Annotated in this window: 12 protein-coding genes; 7 read left to right on the plus strand and 5 right to left on the minus strand. The window is 72.3% G+C overall.

Annotation, left to right across the window (positions count from 1 at the left end; all coding sequences use genetic code 11):
- The first annotated feature begins 251 nt into the window (after nt 1-251).
- The 6 genes from ACGF4C_RS24875 (at nt 252) to ACGF4C_RS24900 (ending at nt 4,771) form a co-directional block, all read left to right on the plus strand.
- Complete coding sequence (locus ACGF4C_RS24875) at nt 252-1,535, plus strand: XRE family transcriptional regulator (RefSeq protein WP_393569021.1); 1,284 nt, start codon at nt 252-254, stop codon at nt 1,533-1,535.
- Entirely contained in the window at nt 1,532-2,065 is a 534-nt protein-coding gene (locus ACGF4C_RS24880; protein ID WP_393569022.1) for a GNAT family N-acetyltransferase, read from the plus strand. The genes ACGF4C_RS24875 and ACGF4C_RS24880 overlap by 4 nt, the downstream gene beginning before the upstream one ends.
- A 235-nt stretch (nt 2,066-2,300) precedes the next feature.
- Nucleotides 2,301-2,534 (plus strand): hypothetical protein, encoded by a 234-nt coding sequence (locus ACGF4C_RS24885; RefSeq protein ID WP_393569023.1) that lies wholly within the window; start codon nt 2,301-2,303, stop codon nt 2,532-2,534.
- A 145-nt stretch (nt 2,535-2,679) separates the two neighbouring features.
- Nucleotides 2,680-3,144 (plus strand): MerR family transcriptional regulator, encoded by a 465-nt coding sequence (locus ACGF4C_RS24890; RefSeq protein WP_393569024.1) that lies wholly within the window; start codon nt 2,680-2,682, stop codon nt 3,142-3,144.
- A gap of 8 nt (nt 3,145-3,152) precedes the next feature.
- On the plus strand, nt 3,153-4,208 hold the full coding sequence (locus tag ACGF4C_RS24895; RefSeq protein WP_393569025.1) for an aldo/keto reductase: 1,056 nt from the start codon (nt 3,153-3,155) through the stop codon (nt 4,206-4,208).
- 125 nt (nt 4,209-4,333) lie between these two features.
- On the plus strand, nt 4,334-4,771 hold the full coding sequence (locus ACGF4C_RS24900) for an MscL family protein (protein ID WP_393569026.1): 438 nt from the start codon (nt 4,334-4,336) through the stop codon (nt 4,769-4,771).
- Between the two features lie 64 nt (nt 4,772-4,835).
- On the opposite strand, the gene ACGF4C_RS24905 is transcribed toward ACGF4C_RS24900, so the two are convergent.
- Nucleotides 4,836-5,633, minus strand: coding sequence for a phosphatase (locus ACGF4C_RS24905; protein ID WP_393569027.1), 798 nt, complete (start codon nt 5,631-5,633; stop codon nt 4,836-4,838).
- Nucleotides 5,634-5,797: 164 nt separating this feature from the next.
- Between ACGF4C_RS24905 and speB the strand changes: the two genes are divergently transcribed.
- Nucleotides 5,798-6,781: an agmatinase gene (speB, locus tag ACGF4C_RS24910; RefSeq protein ID WP_393569028.1), complete on the plus strand. Its 984-nt coding sequence runs from the start codon at nt 5,798-5,800 to the stop codon at nt 6,779-6,781.
- Between the two features lie 32 nt (nt 6,782-6,813).
- Here the strand turns inward: speB and ACGF4C_RS24915 are convergent, their stop codons facing one another.
- The 4 genes from ACGF4C_RS24915 to ACGF4C_RS24930 all read right to left on the minus strand — a co-directional run bounded on the left by ACGF4C_RS24915 (nt 6,814) and on the right by ACGF4C_RS24930 (nt 16,222).
- A complete protein-coding gene (locus ACGF4C_RS24915) occupies nt 6,814-9,084 on the minus strand; it encodes an SUKH-4 family immunity protein (RefSeq protein WP_393569029.1) in 2,271 nt (756 codons plus the stop codon).
- Between the two features lie 40 nt (nt 9,085-9,124).
- Nucleotides 9,125-13,807, minus strand: coding sequence for a toxin glutamine deamidase domain-containing protein (locus ACGF4C_RS24920; protein ID WP_393569030.1), 4,683 nt, complete (start codon nt 13,805-13,807; stop codon nt 9,125-9,127).
- A gap of 103 nt (nt 13,808-13,910) precedes the next feature.
- Nucleotides 13,911-14,294, minus strand: a complete 384-nt coding sequence (locus ACGF4C_RS24925) for a WXG100 family type VII secretion target (protein ID WP_030416789.1) — start codon at nt 14,292-14,294, stop codon at nt 13,911-13,913.
- Between the two features lie 95 nt (nt 14,295-14,389).
- Nucleotides 14,390-16,222, minus strand: a complete 1,833-nt coding sequence (locus ACGF4C_RS24930; protein WP_393569031.1) for a helix-turn-helix domain-containing protein — start codon at nt 16,220-16,222, stop codon at nt 14,390-14,392.
- Between the last annotated feature and the right edge of the window lie 83 nt (nt 16,223-16,305).

A 16,305-nucleotide genomic window follows, 5' to 3' on the forward strand; every position in this document is an offset into this window, starting at 1 on the left:
GGATCTTGCGTCGATCCGTACGGCGGCGGGTGCCGAACGGGGGCGCGAAGCGGTATCGACGAGAGTGCGGCGAGCGTTTGATGCAGTCGGCATCGTGGTCAGTCCTCCAGATCGCTGCTGGCATGACCAGCTAACGCGGCACGGAGGCAGTGTTCTGAGGGAGATCAGGAGCCCTCTTTCGCCCGTCGCCTAGGGCGATTTGAGAACTCCTTTAGCTGACGTCACAGTGAGTGCGGAGTTACCGTGCGTGCATGAACACCTCGCGGAACAGGACGCTTGAGGCGTGGATGCAGGAGCACGGATACAGCTCCAATTCGCTGGCGGAGGCCGTGAATTCGGCCGTAGGTGACCTCACCGGCAGATTCGGTGGACTGGACGGCTCATCGATCCGGGACTGGAAAGCGGGCCGCGTACGGTGGCCGAAGTCCGCGACCCGCGTTGCGCTGGAGAAGGTCACCGGTCTGCCCGCCACCGCTTTAGGGTTCGTACCGCGGGGCCGGGCCCCGTCGTCCACCCTCGCCCCACCGCCGGAGGACCCCGTGGAACGCCGTCGCTTCCTCGCCGCCGGGACGGCCCTGGCTGCCGCCTCCGCCGCACCAGCTTTAACCACCAACCGCCGCGTGGGTATAAGCGATGTCGTCCGGCTCCAACAACGTTTCACCGAGATCATCGCGAGTGACCACCGCCACGGCGGCCGACTCGGCATCGAGCAGCACGCCACGTCGCTCGCCGATGAGGCCCTGGCCCTGCAGAACTCAGGGAGTGCCAGTCAGCGGGTACGTGCCCACGTGTACGGATGCGCGGCGGCCTTCCGGTCCTCGGCGATGTGGGCGGCGATCGACGGACGCCGTTACGACGACGCGATCGTCCACATGCGGGAAGCGCAAGCACTCGCCGAATTGGCAGCCGACCCGGCCATCAAATTCCGCATTTGGTCACACGCGGGGACGTTGTACCGGCACATGGGCCGTCCCGGCGAAGCTATTGCTGCAAATGACGTCGCCCGAGGGCTGTCCATCACGCGTCGTGATCCGTTGTTCGCGTCCTTGGGGCTCGCCAGGCAGGCCGCCATCCATGGCCTTGCCCGGAATCTCAAGGCTGCTCGACGCAGCTTCGACCAGGCCCAGGACGCGATGAATCGCGCAGATCCGGCCGCCAATCGTCCCGTCTGGATGATCTCGTTCTACGACCAGGCGGAATTGGATTCTCTCGCGCTTACCGGGTACCTCGCACTGGGCGACTACGAGACAGCCGAGGCGCACGCGCATCGATGTCTGGCCGCTCTCCGGCCCCACATGCGGCGGTCGAAGGCCATCGCCACCACTCGCCTGGCATGCGCCCAACTCGGCCAAGGCGATGTAGAAGCGGCCGTCGCGACTGCCATGACTGTCCCGGCAGATGCCGCCGCTCATCACCCCCGCGTCGCCGGAATGCTCCACACCTTCAACGCCAGGATCAACACCGTGGCGCCGAACAGCTCCACCGCCCGGATGTGGAATCAGCACGTACACACCATGTGGAAGGAACCGGTATGACGTCCACCATCGAGCTCCGCACATTTCACTCGCTGGAACCGGCTCGGCAAGCTCTTCTGGACGTCTACGCGGATGTCCGGGCAGACCTCCTGCACCTGCCCAACTACGCGGTCGCGACTTTCGCCGAGCGCCTAGATCGCCATTCCGAGGAGCCGGGCTGGGTGGCGGTCCTGGCCTACGAACAGGGTGAGCCCGTCGGCTATGCGTACGCCAACACCGTGGATTCCGAGGACCGTTGGTGGAAGCGTGTCTCGCCCGCCCCGCCGGCCGAATACACCAACAGGAACGTCGTAGCTCTGAAGGAAATCGGCGTTCGCGTTCCCTGGCGCGGTACGGGCACAGCGCGGCGCATGCACGACGCCCTCCTCGCCGAGCGCAGCGAGCCGTACGTCAGCCTGATGGTCAATCCCCTGGCCGGGGACGGAAAGGTGCACCGTCTCTACGAGAGCTGGGGTTACGAGGACATCGGCCGTAGCCAGCCCTCAGCGGCCTCACCGGTCCTTACCGCGATGATCAGGCCCGTGCGCTGATTCCGACGCGGGATCGGGCCGAGGGACTGACCGGCCGGTCGCCTGGGCAAGCCGCCGGTCCAGCTCGCTGTCCAGCTCCTGCTGTTCACTACCGCAGGGCGGGCGGTGCGGTGAGGTCCTGGAGTGGGCGCGTAGGGGCTGGCCGTGGTCAGCGAGCGTGCTGTCCGTGGCGTCACTCCGAGCACCGGAATCATCGTTACGTGCGATGTCGACAGCAAAAGGTGGATGCAGAGCGGTGGCCGCACTGGTCTATTTCAGAAAGATCGCTGAGGACGTCGACGCCGTTGTCTATTTGTTCGGCGAAGATGCCTCTGGGATGACACGGAAGCTGATCATGGATAAGGGAAATCGCCGGGCGTGGTCAGGCGACGGGAACGTTGACTATGCGTTCCTCAAGGCGTCGCGAAGGATCAGCTCGATGCGCGACCGGGCAAGTGAATGGCCCGAACGTGGAATGAGTGCCAGCTGATTTTTCGTCCACCGGGACGGCGAACGTCGCGCCATGGCAGAAGCGGCGGCCGGAGCCACCAGGCGGGCACGTTCGTAGAGTTGACGCGCGGCGTCTGTGCAACGCGCTTGCTTCAAGTGCACTTGAAGGTCCTAGCGTTGCCGGCATGACGGTGATCGACAGCACGCCCGTGACATCCCCGCCCGTTGACGCCTGTGTGGTGGCGGGGACGGAGCATCCGCGGCCCGACGGCCAGGACCGTTACACGATCAGTGAGGTGGCGGCGTACACCGGCCTGAGCGCGCCCACGCTGCGTTGGTACGAGGAGATCGGTCTGCTGCCGGACGTGGAGCGGTCGCACAACGGTCAGCGCCGCTTCGGCAACCGGGATCTGGACTGGCTGGCCTTCGTGCGCAGGTTGCGGATGACCGGGATGCCGGTCGCGGACATGGTGCACTTCGCGGAGCTGGTGCAGCGGGGCGAGGCCACCTTTGACGAGCGGCGGGAAATTCTGGAGCGGACCCGCCGCGAGGTCCTCGCGCGGATGGCTGAGCTGCAGGACACCGTCGCCGTACTCGACGCCAAGATCGACTTCTATGCGGGCGCCCCCCGGGCGTCGGAAGGGGCCTGAGCGCCATCATGAGCAACGTCATTGTGAACGACCACATTGAGCAGATCCGGAAGGTCGAGCTGGGCGCCGGCGGACCCCTCGTCGGGGTCCAGGGCTTCGGGGCCATGGGCATCAGTGCCGCCTACGGGCAGACGGACGACGTGGCGGCCCGCGAGACCCTGGAGGCGACGGTCGAGGCGGGCGTCACGCTCATCGACACCGCTGACATGTACGGCGTCGGGGCCAACGAGGAGTTCCTCGCGCCGTTCGTCGCCGCGCACCGCGACGAGATCACCCTGGCGACCAAGTTCGGCATCGAGTACCGGGCGGACGACCCGAGCTACCGGGCCATCCGTAACGATCCCGGCTACATCAGGAAGGCCGTCGAGGCGAGTCTGCGCCGGCTGAACGTCGGGGTCATCGACCTTTACTACATGCACCGGCGGGATCCTGCCGTTCCGCTGGCCGAGTCCGTCGGGGCCATGGCCGAGCTGGTGCGGGAGGGGAAGGTGAAGTACCTGGGGCTGAGTGAGGTCACCGGTGCCGAGCTGCGCGAGGCGCACGCCGTGCATCCGATCACCGCCCTGCAGACGGAGTGGTCGGTCTTCAGCCGGGACGTCGAGCGCAGCGCGGTGGGCGCGGCCGCCGAGCTCGGGGTCGCCTTCGTGCCGTACTCGCCGCTCGGCCGGGGATTTCTGACCGGGGCCTTCACCGACGCGGGCAAGGAGCTCTCCGGCAGCGACTTCCGGCAGTTGATGCCGCGCTACACCGGGGACAACGCCAAGGCGAACGCCGCTCTGCTGGAGCCGCTGCGCGAGATCGCCGTCGATCACGGCGCCACCACGGCGCAGATCGCGCTGGCCTGGGTGCAGCACCGGGCCGAGGTGCACGGCCTGACCGTGGTGCCGATCCCCGGGACCCGTAAGCGCAGCCGTCTGCTGGAGAACGCCGCGGCCACCCGGATCAGCCTGACCGCCGAAGAACTGGCGCTGCTGGAGCCGCTCGCCGGCCAGGTGGCGGGCGAGCGCTACGCGGACATGTCCCTCACCTCGGCGGCGCGGGAGGGGGAGGCCCGTCGGTCGTAGGACGGTTCAGGGCGGTGCCGGCCGGCTGGCCCGCATGGAGCAGGTTCCGATTGCGAGCCCGGGCAAGATCGGCTGTTCTGGTCCGAGACGCGTTGGTCCGTCCCGCAAGCAGACGAGGAGCGTCCATGCTCAAGGGCTTCAAGAACTTCCTGATGCGCGGTGACATCGTCGTCGTGGCCGTGGGGCTGATCATCGCGCTGGCGCTCAGCACGCTGATCAAGGCGTTCACCGACAACGTCATCGACCCGATCATCGCCCGTGCGCAGGGAGGTGGGTCGGTCGGGCTCGGCTGGCAGCTCGGTGATCCCGGGAACGCGTCGACCTATGTGAATCTCGGTGCGTTCATTTCCGCCGTGATCTACTTCGTCATCTTCATGGCTGCCGTCTACTTCTTGATCGTCGTTCCGTACAAGGCCGTCCAGGCGCGCCGTGGGGTCACCGTCTTCGGTGACCCCACACCGGCCACCACCTGCCCGGCCTGTCTCGCCGACGACATTCCGACGGGTGCCGCCAAGTGCCGCTACTGCGGGACCGACCAGCGCGCGACGCCCGCAGCCCCATGAACGCCGAGGGCGAGCAGGCAGCCGAAGAGGACCTCCCCGCCGGAGAGCCGGTCCCCGGCAGGAGTCAGGCCAGCCCCGCCGCGTCCAGCAGGTACGCCGTCAGCGGGTCGTAGTAGCGGGGGCTGCGGACGTGGTCGTCGAGGGGGACGGTGACCTGGAGGGTGCCCTCGGCCTCGGCGAGGAAGAGGGCCGGGTCGTTGGAGTCGGCGAAGCCGATCGCGTCCAGGCCGCGCTGGGCCGCGCAGCCCGCCCAGCCGTGGTCGGCCACCACCAGGTCCGGCAGCGGGCGGCCGGCCCGCTCCAGGCCGTCGAGGATCGCGGCCATCGGCTCGGGGGAGTGGGTGTGCCACAGCGTCGCCCCGCGCTCCAGCATCGCCACGTCGGCGAACTGGAAGACCATGCCCTCGTCCGCCCGCAGCCCGTCCGGGATGACGACGATCTCGCAGCCGGCGGCGCGCAGTGCCGCGGCGGTGGCGCGGTGCACGTCGAGCAGGCCGCCCGGGTGGCCGGTCGCGAACAGCACCCGCTGCTCGCCGGCCGCCGCCTTGCGCAGCAGCGCCGCCGCCCGCTCCAGCGCGTCCACCGTCAGCTCGGGGTCGATGGTGTCCTGGCCCTGCCGGTGGTGCGGGTCGTCGCTCACCCCGCAGCGCTCCGCCATCACGGCCAGTACGTCCTGCTCGTCCGCCCACCGGTCGCCGAATTCCAGGCCGAACCAGAAGTAGCGGTCACCGTTGGCGAGCTTGCGGTAGTGGGAGAGGTTGTTCTCCCGGGGGGTGGCGACCTCCCCGGCGATCCGGGTGCGGACGAGATGGTCGACGAGTTCGGCGCGCGACGGAACGGCGGCTGCGGAGGCTATCGGCATAGCGCCATTGTGCCCGGACGTATGTTCCGGGGCGGGGGAGTTCCGTACCCCGGACAGACGGGAGCACGGACCTCGGCCGCGGTGGACGAAATGTCGAAGCGCCACCTTGTTCCGTGGCGGAAATGTCCATGGGCGGGAGGCCTCGGCGTCCCTACCCTCGCCTCATGACCACCGCAGCCAGCGCTTCCCACGAGCCCGTCGGCCCCGTCGACTCCTCCCGCATCCCCCGCTACGCCGGGCCGGCCACCTACGCCCGCCTGCCCCGCCTGGACGAGGTCGGCGGCCGGGCCGACGTGGCCGTCGTCGGCGTGCCCTTCGACACCGGCGTCTCCTACCGCCCCGGTGCCCGCTTCGGCGGCAACGCGATCCGTGAGGCGTCGCGGCTGCTGCGCCCCTACAACCCGGCGCAGGACGCGTCGCCGTTCGCGCTGGCGCAGGTCGCGGACGCCGGTGACATCGCCGCGAACCCGTTCAACATCAACGAGGCCGTCGAGACGATCGAGGCCGCGGCGGACGACCTGCTCGGCACCGGCGCGCGGATGATGACGCTCGGCGGTGACCACACCATCGCGCTGCCGCTGCTGCGGTCCGTCGCCAAGAAGCACGGGCCGGTCGCGCTGCTGCACTTCGATGCACACCTCGACACCTGGGACACGTACTTCGGCGCCGAGTACACCCACGGCACGCCGTTCCGCCGGGCCGTGGAGGAGGGCATCCTCGACACCTCGGCGCTCTCCCACGTGGGCACGCGCGGGCCGCTGTACGGCAAGAAGGACCTCACCGACGACGAGAAAATGGGCTTCGGCATCGTCACGTCCTCGGACATCTACCGGCGCGGTGCCGACGAGGTCGCCGACCAGCTGCGGCAGCGCATCGGCAACCGGCCGCTGTACATCTCGATCGACATCGACTGCCTGGACCCGGCGCACGCCCCCGGCACCGGTACCCCCGAGGCGGGCGGCATGACCTCCCGCGAGCTGCTGGAGATCCTGCGCGGGCTCTCCTCCTGCAACCTGGTCTCCGCCGACGTCGTCGAGGTGGCGCCGGCCTACGACCACGCCGAGATCACGGCCGTGGCCGCCTCGCACACCGCGTACGAGCTGACCACGATCATGTCCCGGCAGATCGCCGCCGCGCGGCAGGGCTGAGCCCGGGCCCCACAGGCGCAGAGGACGGCCGGTCACAGAGGTGGCCGGCCGTCCTTCGTGACGAGTTCCCACGTGCCGTCCTCGAAGGGGTGGCCGCCCAGCACCGCGTCCCAGGTCTCGCTCTCGTCCACCGTCGGGTCCATCCGGCGGCACCAGGCGGCGAGCACCTGCTGGGCGTCGCGCCGGTCCGCGCGTGAGGGGTGGAATCCGCGGCGGTACGTGTCGAAGAGCCGGACCATGGCGAAGAACTGGGCGAGGGAGCCCGCGGCCGGTTCGGGAGCCGTGTCCCGGGGCAGCCGGAGCACCTGCCCGGTCGTGCCGTCCAGCGCCAGCGGGGCGTACATCCAGTGGCCGATTTCGTAGCGGACCCCTGACCGCTGCCCGTCGGTGCCGTCCTCGGGAAGCGGCTTCAGGCCGCCGTGGGTCTGCAGCTGCAGCAGGCCGTCCAGGCTCGGCAGCCCCACCTCGACGAGGAAGTCCCTGGTGCCGGCGTGGGTGATGCCGTCGGGCAGTTCGCCGGCCGCGCGCCGCCGGCAGGCACCCGCGCCGAACGCCTCCTCCAGCCAGGCCCGGGCACCGGCGTCGGCGCCCGCCGCGGACAGCGCCTCGGCGGGTGGTTCCGGGGCAGCCAGCCCGGCGTGCGGCTCCAGCAGCGGCGCCTCGTGCCAGGCCGTGCCGCCGGCCTCCCCGCCCGCCCGGCAGACGACCGCGAACAGCCCGCCCTCACCGGCCAGCACCCACAGGTTGTCGAGCCCGATGCCCTGCCCTACGGACAGCGGGCAGCGCGGCAGTGGCGCGGAAGGCTCCGGCTCGATCTCCCACTCCCCGTCCAGCCGCTCGGCGAACGCCCCGGCCACCCCCTCCGGCACCCGGTCCTCATAGACCCAGCCGGACTCGTACAGCGGCTCCGGGACGACGGCGGGCGCACCGCGCGGCGCACCGGTGGCCGAGTCGAACTCCTGCCGGACGTACCTGTGGGCCGGGTCCGTCGCACGGTCCGTGGTCGCGTCCCGGGCGGCCAGCAGCGACAACCCGTCCTCGGACCGGACCAGCGCCAGCTCGTCGATCCGCCCCACCTCGCCGGGGACCGGGCCGAACCGCCCGTTGCCCCGCCGCTTCGTCCACACCGTCTCGAACGGCATCCCGACCCCGGAGCCGCTCAGCTGCCGGGCCAGAGCCGTACGTCCCGCGCAGACCGCCGCGTGGTGCAGCCAGGCCGCCCACTCGCCCTGGTCCAGGGACCAGGCACCCTGGGCCTCCAGCGACCGGACGTCGGCGAGCACCCCGCCGTACGGCACACCGGCCGGATACGCCACGGCGAGGGCGTCCCAGGCGGCCCCGGGGCGCACCTGGGCCAGCACCCGCCCGTCGGAGAGCAGTTCGCCCGCCGTGCCGGCCAGGGCCGCGTGGGCCGGCAGCGCGCGGGCGGCGTACCGGCCGACCGGACCGCTCTCGATCCACGGCCGGGCCGGCCCGGAATCCGTCACGGCCGCCAGCAGGGCGGCCACGATGCGCCGCTGTCCCGCCTTGGACACCGGACAGGCCGCGCGCCACATGCGGGCCAGGGCCGGCGAACGGAACGCCAGCCGCCCGGCGTCCGGCTCGCCCTCGCCCCCCGCGTCCTCCGCCGGCTCCTGCACGGCGATCACGTCGGGGAAGGCGGCGGCCAGCGCGTGGGCGTCGACGGGCCCGGACGGCGCGCCCAGCGCCTCGTGCAGCAGCCGGTACACCTCCACCGGGACGTCGGCGGTCTCGGCGGCCGCGAGGACCCCCAGCGGATGCCTGCCGTCCGCGCCGCTGGCGTCCGCGCTGTGGGCTTCCGGGTCCGGCGCGAGGGTCACCACCACGTCCCGCGCGGGCGGTCGGCCCATACGGTCGCCGTCCCACTCCAGGGCCAGCCGGATCCGCGCCCCGGGTGCCCGGAGCAGGAGGAGGGACAGCGCCCTCGCGATCCGCCGGGGTTCCGAGGAGGTCAGCGTGGCGCCCGCCCACTGGGAGTTCACCAGGAACACGGTGTGGTCGCCGCGCAGGGCGCCGCGCAACCCGGGGCGGCCGCGCAGGAGTTCGTCGGCGCCGAGCTCCACGCCGAGGGCCGCGCACACCCGCAGCGCGACCTCGTCCGCCGTCAGGCCCGTGCAGTCGACCAGCGCGGCACCGGGGACCTGTTCGGCACTCTCGCGCAGCAGCGCGGACTTCCCCGCGCCGCCGTCGCCGCCGATCAACAGTCGTGCGCGCCGCTCCACGGGCAGCGCCAGCCAGTCCCGGACCGCTGACCGCTCTCGGTCGCCGATCTGGTGTGTCACGCGAAATCACTCCCACCGGTGCGGTGATCGAAACCCTAGCTCAGGAGAGCAGGCCCTTTCCGGCGAAGCCCAGCCACAGTCCCTTCAGACGATTGACGTACGCCTCGCCCTCGGCCGTGAACGCCGCCCGGGCGTCGTCCTTGATCTGCCGGATCTCGTCCTGGCGCCCTTCCGCACGCATCTCGGCCTCGTCCTCCACCCGGCCCCGGCGGAACCCGGTCCCGTAGTAGACGGGCACGTCCTTCGGGAGGTTGTTGCCCAGGTAGGAGGAGCAGTCGTTGCCGGAGGCGGGGCCGCAGGGTTCCCGTTCGGTGTACAGGCCCTGGGGCTGGAGCGGGGGCTTGCCGTCCGCCTCCCGCTGCCGGTTGACCTCGTTGAGGTAGTCCAGGACGTGCGGTTCGGAGTGCACGCCGGCCGACCACTCGGTGCCCATCGGCAGCGAACTGTCGGAGAGGTAGTGGGTCTGCCCGGTCTCCGGGTCGTGCACCTCCACCACCGCGTAATTCCGGTTCGACCAGTCGCCCTTGTTGTCGCCGGTCAGTTCCTTGAAGACGTTCGCGGTGTATTTCCGCCCGTCCTCCTTGAACGTGTCCTTGAGCTCCTTGCGGACGTCATTGCGGTCCGGCACCGACTGCTGCTGGTGGTAGTAACTGCCCGCGGACTGGTGGCCCTTGGCGTCCATGTTGGTGGCCAGTTTGTCCCTGGCCTCCTTCTGCCGGTCCTGCTTCTCCTTGCCCTCTTCGGTGCTGGGGTCGTGGTCCAGCGGGCGGTTCGACGGGTGGTTGGGGTTGTCGACGTCCGGGTGGAGCGAGCCCACCTCCAGCTCGCGGTGGAACTTGAGCGACAGCCGGGTGATGGCGGCCACGGCGGCCATCTGCTGCGGGCGGGGCATCTCCGCGAACGGCGGGTGGCGGAGCGTGTTCTCCAGGGTTTCCCGGGTGATGCCGTTCGGGTTGCCGGGCGGGCCGCACTGCTGCAGCAGGTCGCGCAACTGCCCGTTCCCGCCCCAGTGTTCGAGGTCGTTGTAGAGCCGGTCGAGGCTGACCTGCTCGACGTGGTGGGTCTCCCGCAGCGAGCCCTGGGAGTCCTCGGGCAGCAACCCCTGGTGCGTGCGGTCGGGCGCGTCCCGGTTGCTGTCGTCGTGGTGCTGCCCGTCGTGCTCCTGGTCGTGCCCCTCGTCGTGGTCGAGCTTGGGCTTCTTGGCGTCGTGGCCCTCGTCGTCCCCGTCCGCGGCCAGGTCGTCGGGGTGTGGGTGCTTGTCGCCGGCGGCGCCGGGTTCGGCGGCCGGGCGGCGGGGGGCGTCCGTGCCGGGGTCGGTGGTGTGGTGGTCGGCCGGGGTGGGTGTGGGCGTGGTGGGGCGGCGGTCGGAGCCGAGGGGGATGGCGTGGACGCCGTTGCTGCCGTCGTGGAGGGGGCGGTCGCTGGTTTTGCCGGTCTGGGCGTCGACGTAGGTGATTTTGCCGTGGTGGTTGACGACGTTCCAGGCGTGGGCGCGGCCGTTGTTGTCCTGGGTGACGATGACGGCTTGGGAGCCGTGGCCGTTGTTGCGGAGGTCGTTTTCGAGGCGGTGGAAGGCGTCGGGACCGTTTCCGTAGTCGTGGAAGGGGGCGCCGAGGGTGTTTTCGATGCGGTCGCGGCCGTTGGTTTCGCCGCGGTCGGAGGGGGTGCCGTCGGGGTGGGTGTCGGGGGTGCGGTGGGCGGCGGCGGTGGGGTTGCCGGCGTAGGTGTCGGCGGTGGCGAGGGCGGCGTCGACGCAGTTGTTGTTGCGGCCGGGTGCGTCGGGGCCGGGGTGGTTGATGGTGCCGACCCAGTTGCTGTCGTGGGGGTCGGGGTGGCGTTGGGGGTCGCCGTTGTCGTCCTTGGGGATGGCGTTCTCGACGTGCTGTTGGTGCTCGTCGGTGGGGCCGTCCAGTCCGCCGGGGCGCTCGCGGTTACGGGTGTCGGAGGCGGCGGGGGGATCGTCGTGGGGGGCGTTGTGGGTGTTGTCGTGGGGCCCGTGTGGGGGCTCGTGGTGGGGATCGTGTTGGGGCGAGTCGGCGGGGTGCTCGGCGCCGGGCCCGTTGTGGGCGTTCGGGTTGTCCGGGGTGTTCGGGGGCGGGTCGGTACGGGTCGGCTGCGGCTGCGGTTCCGGGCGTCGGGGGTCCGGACGGGTCGGGTCGGGGCGCGTGGTGTCGGGCCGGGTGGTGCCGGGCCTGGTGGTGTCCGGGCGGGTCGGGTCGGGGCGCGGCTGGGACGGGACCGGGCGCTGCTGACGCGGGTCGGGGCGCCCGCCGGGCGTACGCGGGTCGTCCGGGCGGCGCGGCCCGTCGAGCCGGGGGTCGTGGGCGGGGCGGTCCGGGCGGCGTTGCTGGGTGATGTCGTGGACCGGCTGGGTGCCGTCCGGGCGGCGGTTGGGCGGGGTGGTGCGCGGGGTGCCCGCGGGCGGGTGGGAGCCGCGCGGGGGTGCGGTGTTCGGGGTCGCCTGGCCGGTACCGGTCGGGGTGGTGGTGTGCGGGGCCGCGTTCGGGGCCGCCGGGCCGGCCTGCGGGGGCATGGTGGTGGGCATGCCGACCACCGGTCCCGGCGACTGCGGGCCGCCCTGCGGTGACTGCTGGGGCGGGGTGGCGGCGTGGCCCCCGGGATCCGCCGCCGCGGTGGGCGGCGGCGCGGTCAGGGTGTCGGCGGACTGGGTGGTGACGGTGGTGTCGTCGTCACGGGCGTGCGGCATGGGGTCACCGGGGGCGGGGTCGCGGTGACCGGTGGGCGACGGGCCGGCGGCCGGTGTGTGCGGCACCGCCCCGCTCTGCGAGGGCACGCTGACGTGCGGTGCGGCCGGACGTCCGCCGCCGCCCGCACCGGAGTTGGAGCTGTCTCCGCCGCCGTCGTGCGTGGGGGTGCCGCCGCCGTCGCTGGTGGGGTGGGACGGGGACGGGGATGAGGGGTTGCCGGTGTCGTGGGAGGCGGCGGCCGGCTGCCCTGGGGACCCGTGGTCCGGGGCCGGGCCAGGGCCGGATGACGGCCCGGAGTCGGGCGTCGGTGTGGGGGTGGAGTGTGACGACGGTCCGGAGTCGGGTGTGGGGGTGGAGTGCGGCGCTGGCCCCGAGTCGTGGGGCGGTGCCGCGTCCGGGTGGGGGGAAGGGCCCGGCGCGGGCTGCGTACCGACCGGGTCCGGGCCGGGGTGCGGCCGGGCTGCGTCCGGAGTGGTGCCGGGGGTCGGGTGGGTGCCCACCGAGCCGGAATCCGAGGTCGGGTGGGTGCCTACGGAACCGGAGTCCGGGGTGTGGCCGGAGCCTGGGGCCGGGCCCGCCTCGGGGATGTGGCCGGAGCTTGGCGCGGGGCTGCCGTCCGGCCCCGGCGTGGGGGAACTTCCGTACGGGTTGTGGTTGTTGCCGCCGGTGTAGCCCTCGTCGAAGGCGGTGCGCTGGTCCGGGGGTGGCAGCGGCTGGGCCCGGGGGGCCGGGTGGTCGCCGTCCGCGCGTCCGGAGCTGTCGGGTGTCGTGGACGGGCCGCTGCCGGACCCGGACCCGGAGCCGGAATCCGGCTCGGGCCTGGAACCGGAGCCGGACCCCGACTGGGCATCCGACCCGGAGTGGGCATCCGACCCCGAGTGGGCATCCGACCCCGAACCTGATCCCGTACCGGAGTCCGGTCCGCGGCCCGTGTCGCTGTGCGAGGGGCCTGAACTGCCGCCACCGCCAGCGGAGTTGGAGCTGCCGGAGCCACCGGAGCCGCTTCCCGAACCCGAGCCGCCCGCGGTCCCGGAATCCGACCCGGAGCTAGACCCGGACCCACTGCCGGATTCAGACCCTGACCCGGACCCCGGCCCGTGCCCGGAGCCCGCCGACTCGTTCGGCGACCCCGACCCGCTGCCGCTGCTCCCGCTGTCTCCGCTCCCGCTGTCTCCGCTCCCGCTGTCTCCGCTCCCGCTGTCTCCGCTTCCGTGTTCGCCACCAGCGCCGTCATGGCCCCCGCCACCGCCGTCATGGTCCCCGCCGCGTCCGGCGGCGTGGTCCAGGCCGCCGCGGGCGTGGTGGCCCGCGCGGGCGCCCGCGCCGTCGCGCAGCGCCTCGGTGAAGGTCTGGCCGGAGTTCTTGGCCGCGTCGATGCCCGCGTCCGCGCCCGTCTTGAGGCTGCGGCCGACGTCGAAGCCCTGCTGGGCCCCGAAGTTCATGTTCATGCCCTGGGCGATCGCGTCGGAGATCATGGCCTCCAGCGCGGAGACGGCGGGCTCCTTGACCGTCTCCATGATCGCTTCGACGAGCGCCTCCCGCGCTTCCTTGAGGATGCGCCGGACGATCAATCTGGTCGCTTGGGTGGCGCCCGCCGCGCCGATCTCCGACAGACCCAGCGTGAAGGGCGCCGCCGCCTGTGCCGCGATGATTTCCGCGGCGAGGATCGCCAATTGGGCGATCACCGCGACTTTCATCCCGACGATCACCACCGACCCCGCGTCCATCGCGAAGGCGATCAGCTCGGCCGCCGTGCGTGCGTCGTCGAGGTAGCCCGAGCCGTTGCCGGAGAACTTCTCCCAGGTCTTGCTGAAGCCGTCGATGCTGTCGCCGGAGTTCGCCGAGAGGACGTTGCCGGCGGCGGTGACGCCCTCGGACTGTAACTGCTCGACAGCGTTGGCGAACTCCCGCCAGGCGCTGGCGGACTCGTTCATCTTGTCCTCGTCGCCCGTCGGCCAGTCGTAGCCGAGCATTTCCAGGACCCACTCCAGCCAGTCCGGCAGCATGAGCGACATGGCGGCAATCCCCCGTACGTGGAAGCGGTCGAGCGATGACGGCGCGTGCAGAGAAGGAGCTGAAGGAGCTGGCGGAACGGGAGGGCGCGGAGGTCCGCGCCCGCTAGGTCTGGGGCGCCTTGAAGTTGCTGATCAGCTGGCTCTGCGCCTCGGCGTTGGCGACGTGCTGCTTCATCAGCGAGTCGTTGAAGTCCTCGTCGGCCTGGTGGTTGTCGGCCATGGTGTTCAGCGCGCCGCCGATCTCCTGGAGCTTGGCGGCCAGATGGCCCATCGACTCGTACATGCCGTCGCGCAGGCCCTCGTAGACGACGCCGAACTTCTCGCCGATGTCGTCATCGCCCCACGGCGGGGTGTCCTGACCCTCCAGGCCGGTCAGGGTGTTCTTGAGCTTCTCCACGGCGGACTGGTACCGCTGTCCGACGTTGGTGAAGTCCCGTCCCCCTGACTTCAGGGTCGGGATGTCCGCCTGTAGTCCGTCTCCGGCCATCTGTGGCCCCCGTTCCCCACGCTCGTCGACAGATGTAGGACAACGTGGCGCAAAGTCTAGTCCTGGACTCCCTTATTTCTTCAAGGAGTTGACTGTCACAACGCTGTCACCGACGGCCCCGGGCGGCCCCGGGCGGCTTCGGGCGGCTTCGGACGGCCGGCGCTCGACTCCTCCGTGCCGGCGCGGTCGAGGCAGCGCAGGGCGAACCACAGCTCCATGCGGACGTCGGTGTCGTCCAGGTCGGTGTCGAGGAGCGTGGCGGTACGGGCGATGCGCTGGCGGACGGTGTTGCGGTGGATGCCCAGCGCGGTCGCCGTCCGGTCCCAACTGCCGTGCAGCAAGAGCCAGGTGTGCAGCGTGGTGACGAGGGCGGGGGAGGCGGCGAGCGGCGCGAGCAGGGTGTGGGCGTGCCGGTGGGCGTCGTCGGGGTCCACGAGGGCGGCGAGGCCGGGCCGGTCGGGGGAGGGGCGGCGGACGAGGGCGGAACGGTGGGCGAGCGCGCGGCGCAGTGCGGTGGCGGCGTGCCGGTCGGCGGCGGGCAGCTCTTCGACCGGGACCGGGGCGCTGACGCCGAGGGTCCAGCCGGGCTGTGCGCCGATCTCCCGGTCGGCCGGGACCAGGGCCCTGAGCCGTCGCGCGGACGACGCCGGATCGCGCCCCGGCTCCGACGCCCGCTCCCGCACCGGTTCCGACGCCCGTTCCCGCACCGGTTCCGAGGCCGGCTCGCGCGCCGGTTCCGGTGCCACGAGTGCGGTGCCCAGTGCGGCGGCCAGTGCGGCCGCGTCCGCCTCCGGGGCGGTGGCTCCGCCACGGCGCTCGGCGTGCACCACGGTCCAGAGGGGAGCGCCGAGCAGCGGGCCGACGTCGGCCGGCCGGGCGCCCAGGAGCAGGTGGGCCAGGGCGGCGGAGTGCCCGTTGTCGGCCGCACCACGGGCCGCGGCCGGGCCGGTGATCAGCGACAGCAGCACCGCGGCGACCCCCGCGATGGTGTGTGCGGGCGGATCGTCCGGGTCCGCGGCAACCACCAGCGCGCATGGCTCCCGCCCGGCGGCGCGCCCGGTCAGCGCGTAGGCGGACAGCTGGGTCCCCGGCAGCGCGTCGGTGGCGGACGACGGCCCACCGGCCGCGGCCCGCACCCCGCCCCCGGGCCCGGCCTCTCTTCCCCCGGGCCCGGCCTCTTTGCCTCCGTGCCCGGCAACCTCGCCGCCCCCGACGACCTGGGCGAGCCGTTCGGCCGCGGTCCGTACCCGGTCGGTGGGGCGGGCCCCGGCGGAGCCGTGTTCCGTGCCGTCCGGGCCGAGCAGCGCCGTCCAGCCGTGGACATGGCGGGCCAGCGCGCGCAGCACGGCGCGCGCCGGATCCGGCCGGGCGGCGGCCGCGGCCAGCGCGCGCTGCGCCTCGCCGATCCGGGTCAGCTCCCGGTGGCGGGCCTCCGTGACGGCCTGCCACACGGCGCTCTCCACGGCCGTGAACGGGGTACCGGCCGGCACCTCCACCAACGGCAGCCCGTGCCGGTCGCAGGCCGCCACCAGCGCGGGCGGCACCGCCTCGTGCACCGGCGCGATCCCGAACCCGAGCGCGGCGGCGCCGGCCGCGACCGTGCGGGCCGCGTACCCGTCGAGGTACGAGGCCAGGGCCGCGTCCGCGTCCTCGCCCGCGACCCCCGCGGTCACCTCCGCCAGGTGCACGCCCGCCGTCAGCAGCAGCTCGCCGCCCAGGAGGTACGGCACCGGGTCGGCCATCTCGGAGGTGTGCACCCAGTGGAGAGTGACGCCCTCCCGCGGCCCCGCGAGCTGGCGCAGCCCGAGATCCGCCCGCGCGAGGAGCGCGGCCAGCGGCACCGGCGGTGTCGACGGTGCGGTGGTCGACGGGGGACCGGACGGCGGTTGCGGCGCCCGGGCCGACGGAGGCGGGACAGGAGGCGGCATGTGCGGACCCTCCACAAGGGCGGCCGGTGAGTGGAGGAAACGTACACTTCAGCGTCGCCGCGCCGCCTCCTAGGGTCAACCCC

The organism is Streptomyces sp. NPDC048197 (assembly GCF_043202395.1).
In the GTDB taxonomy this organism is placed as follows: Bacteria; Actinomycetota; Actinomycetes; order Streptomycetales; family Streptomycetaceae; genus Streptomyces; species Streptomyces siderophoricus.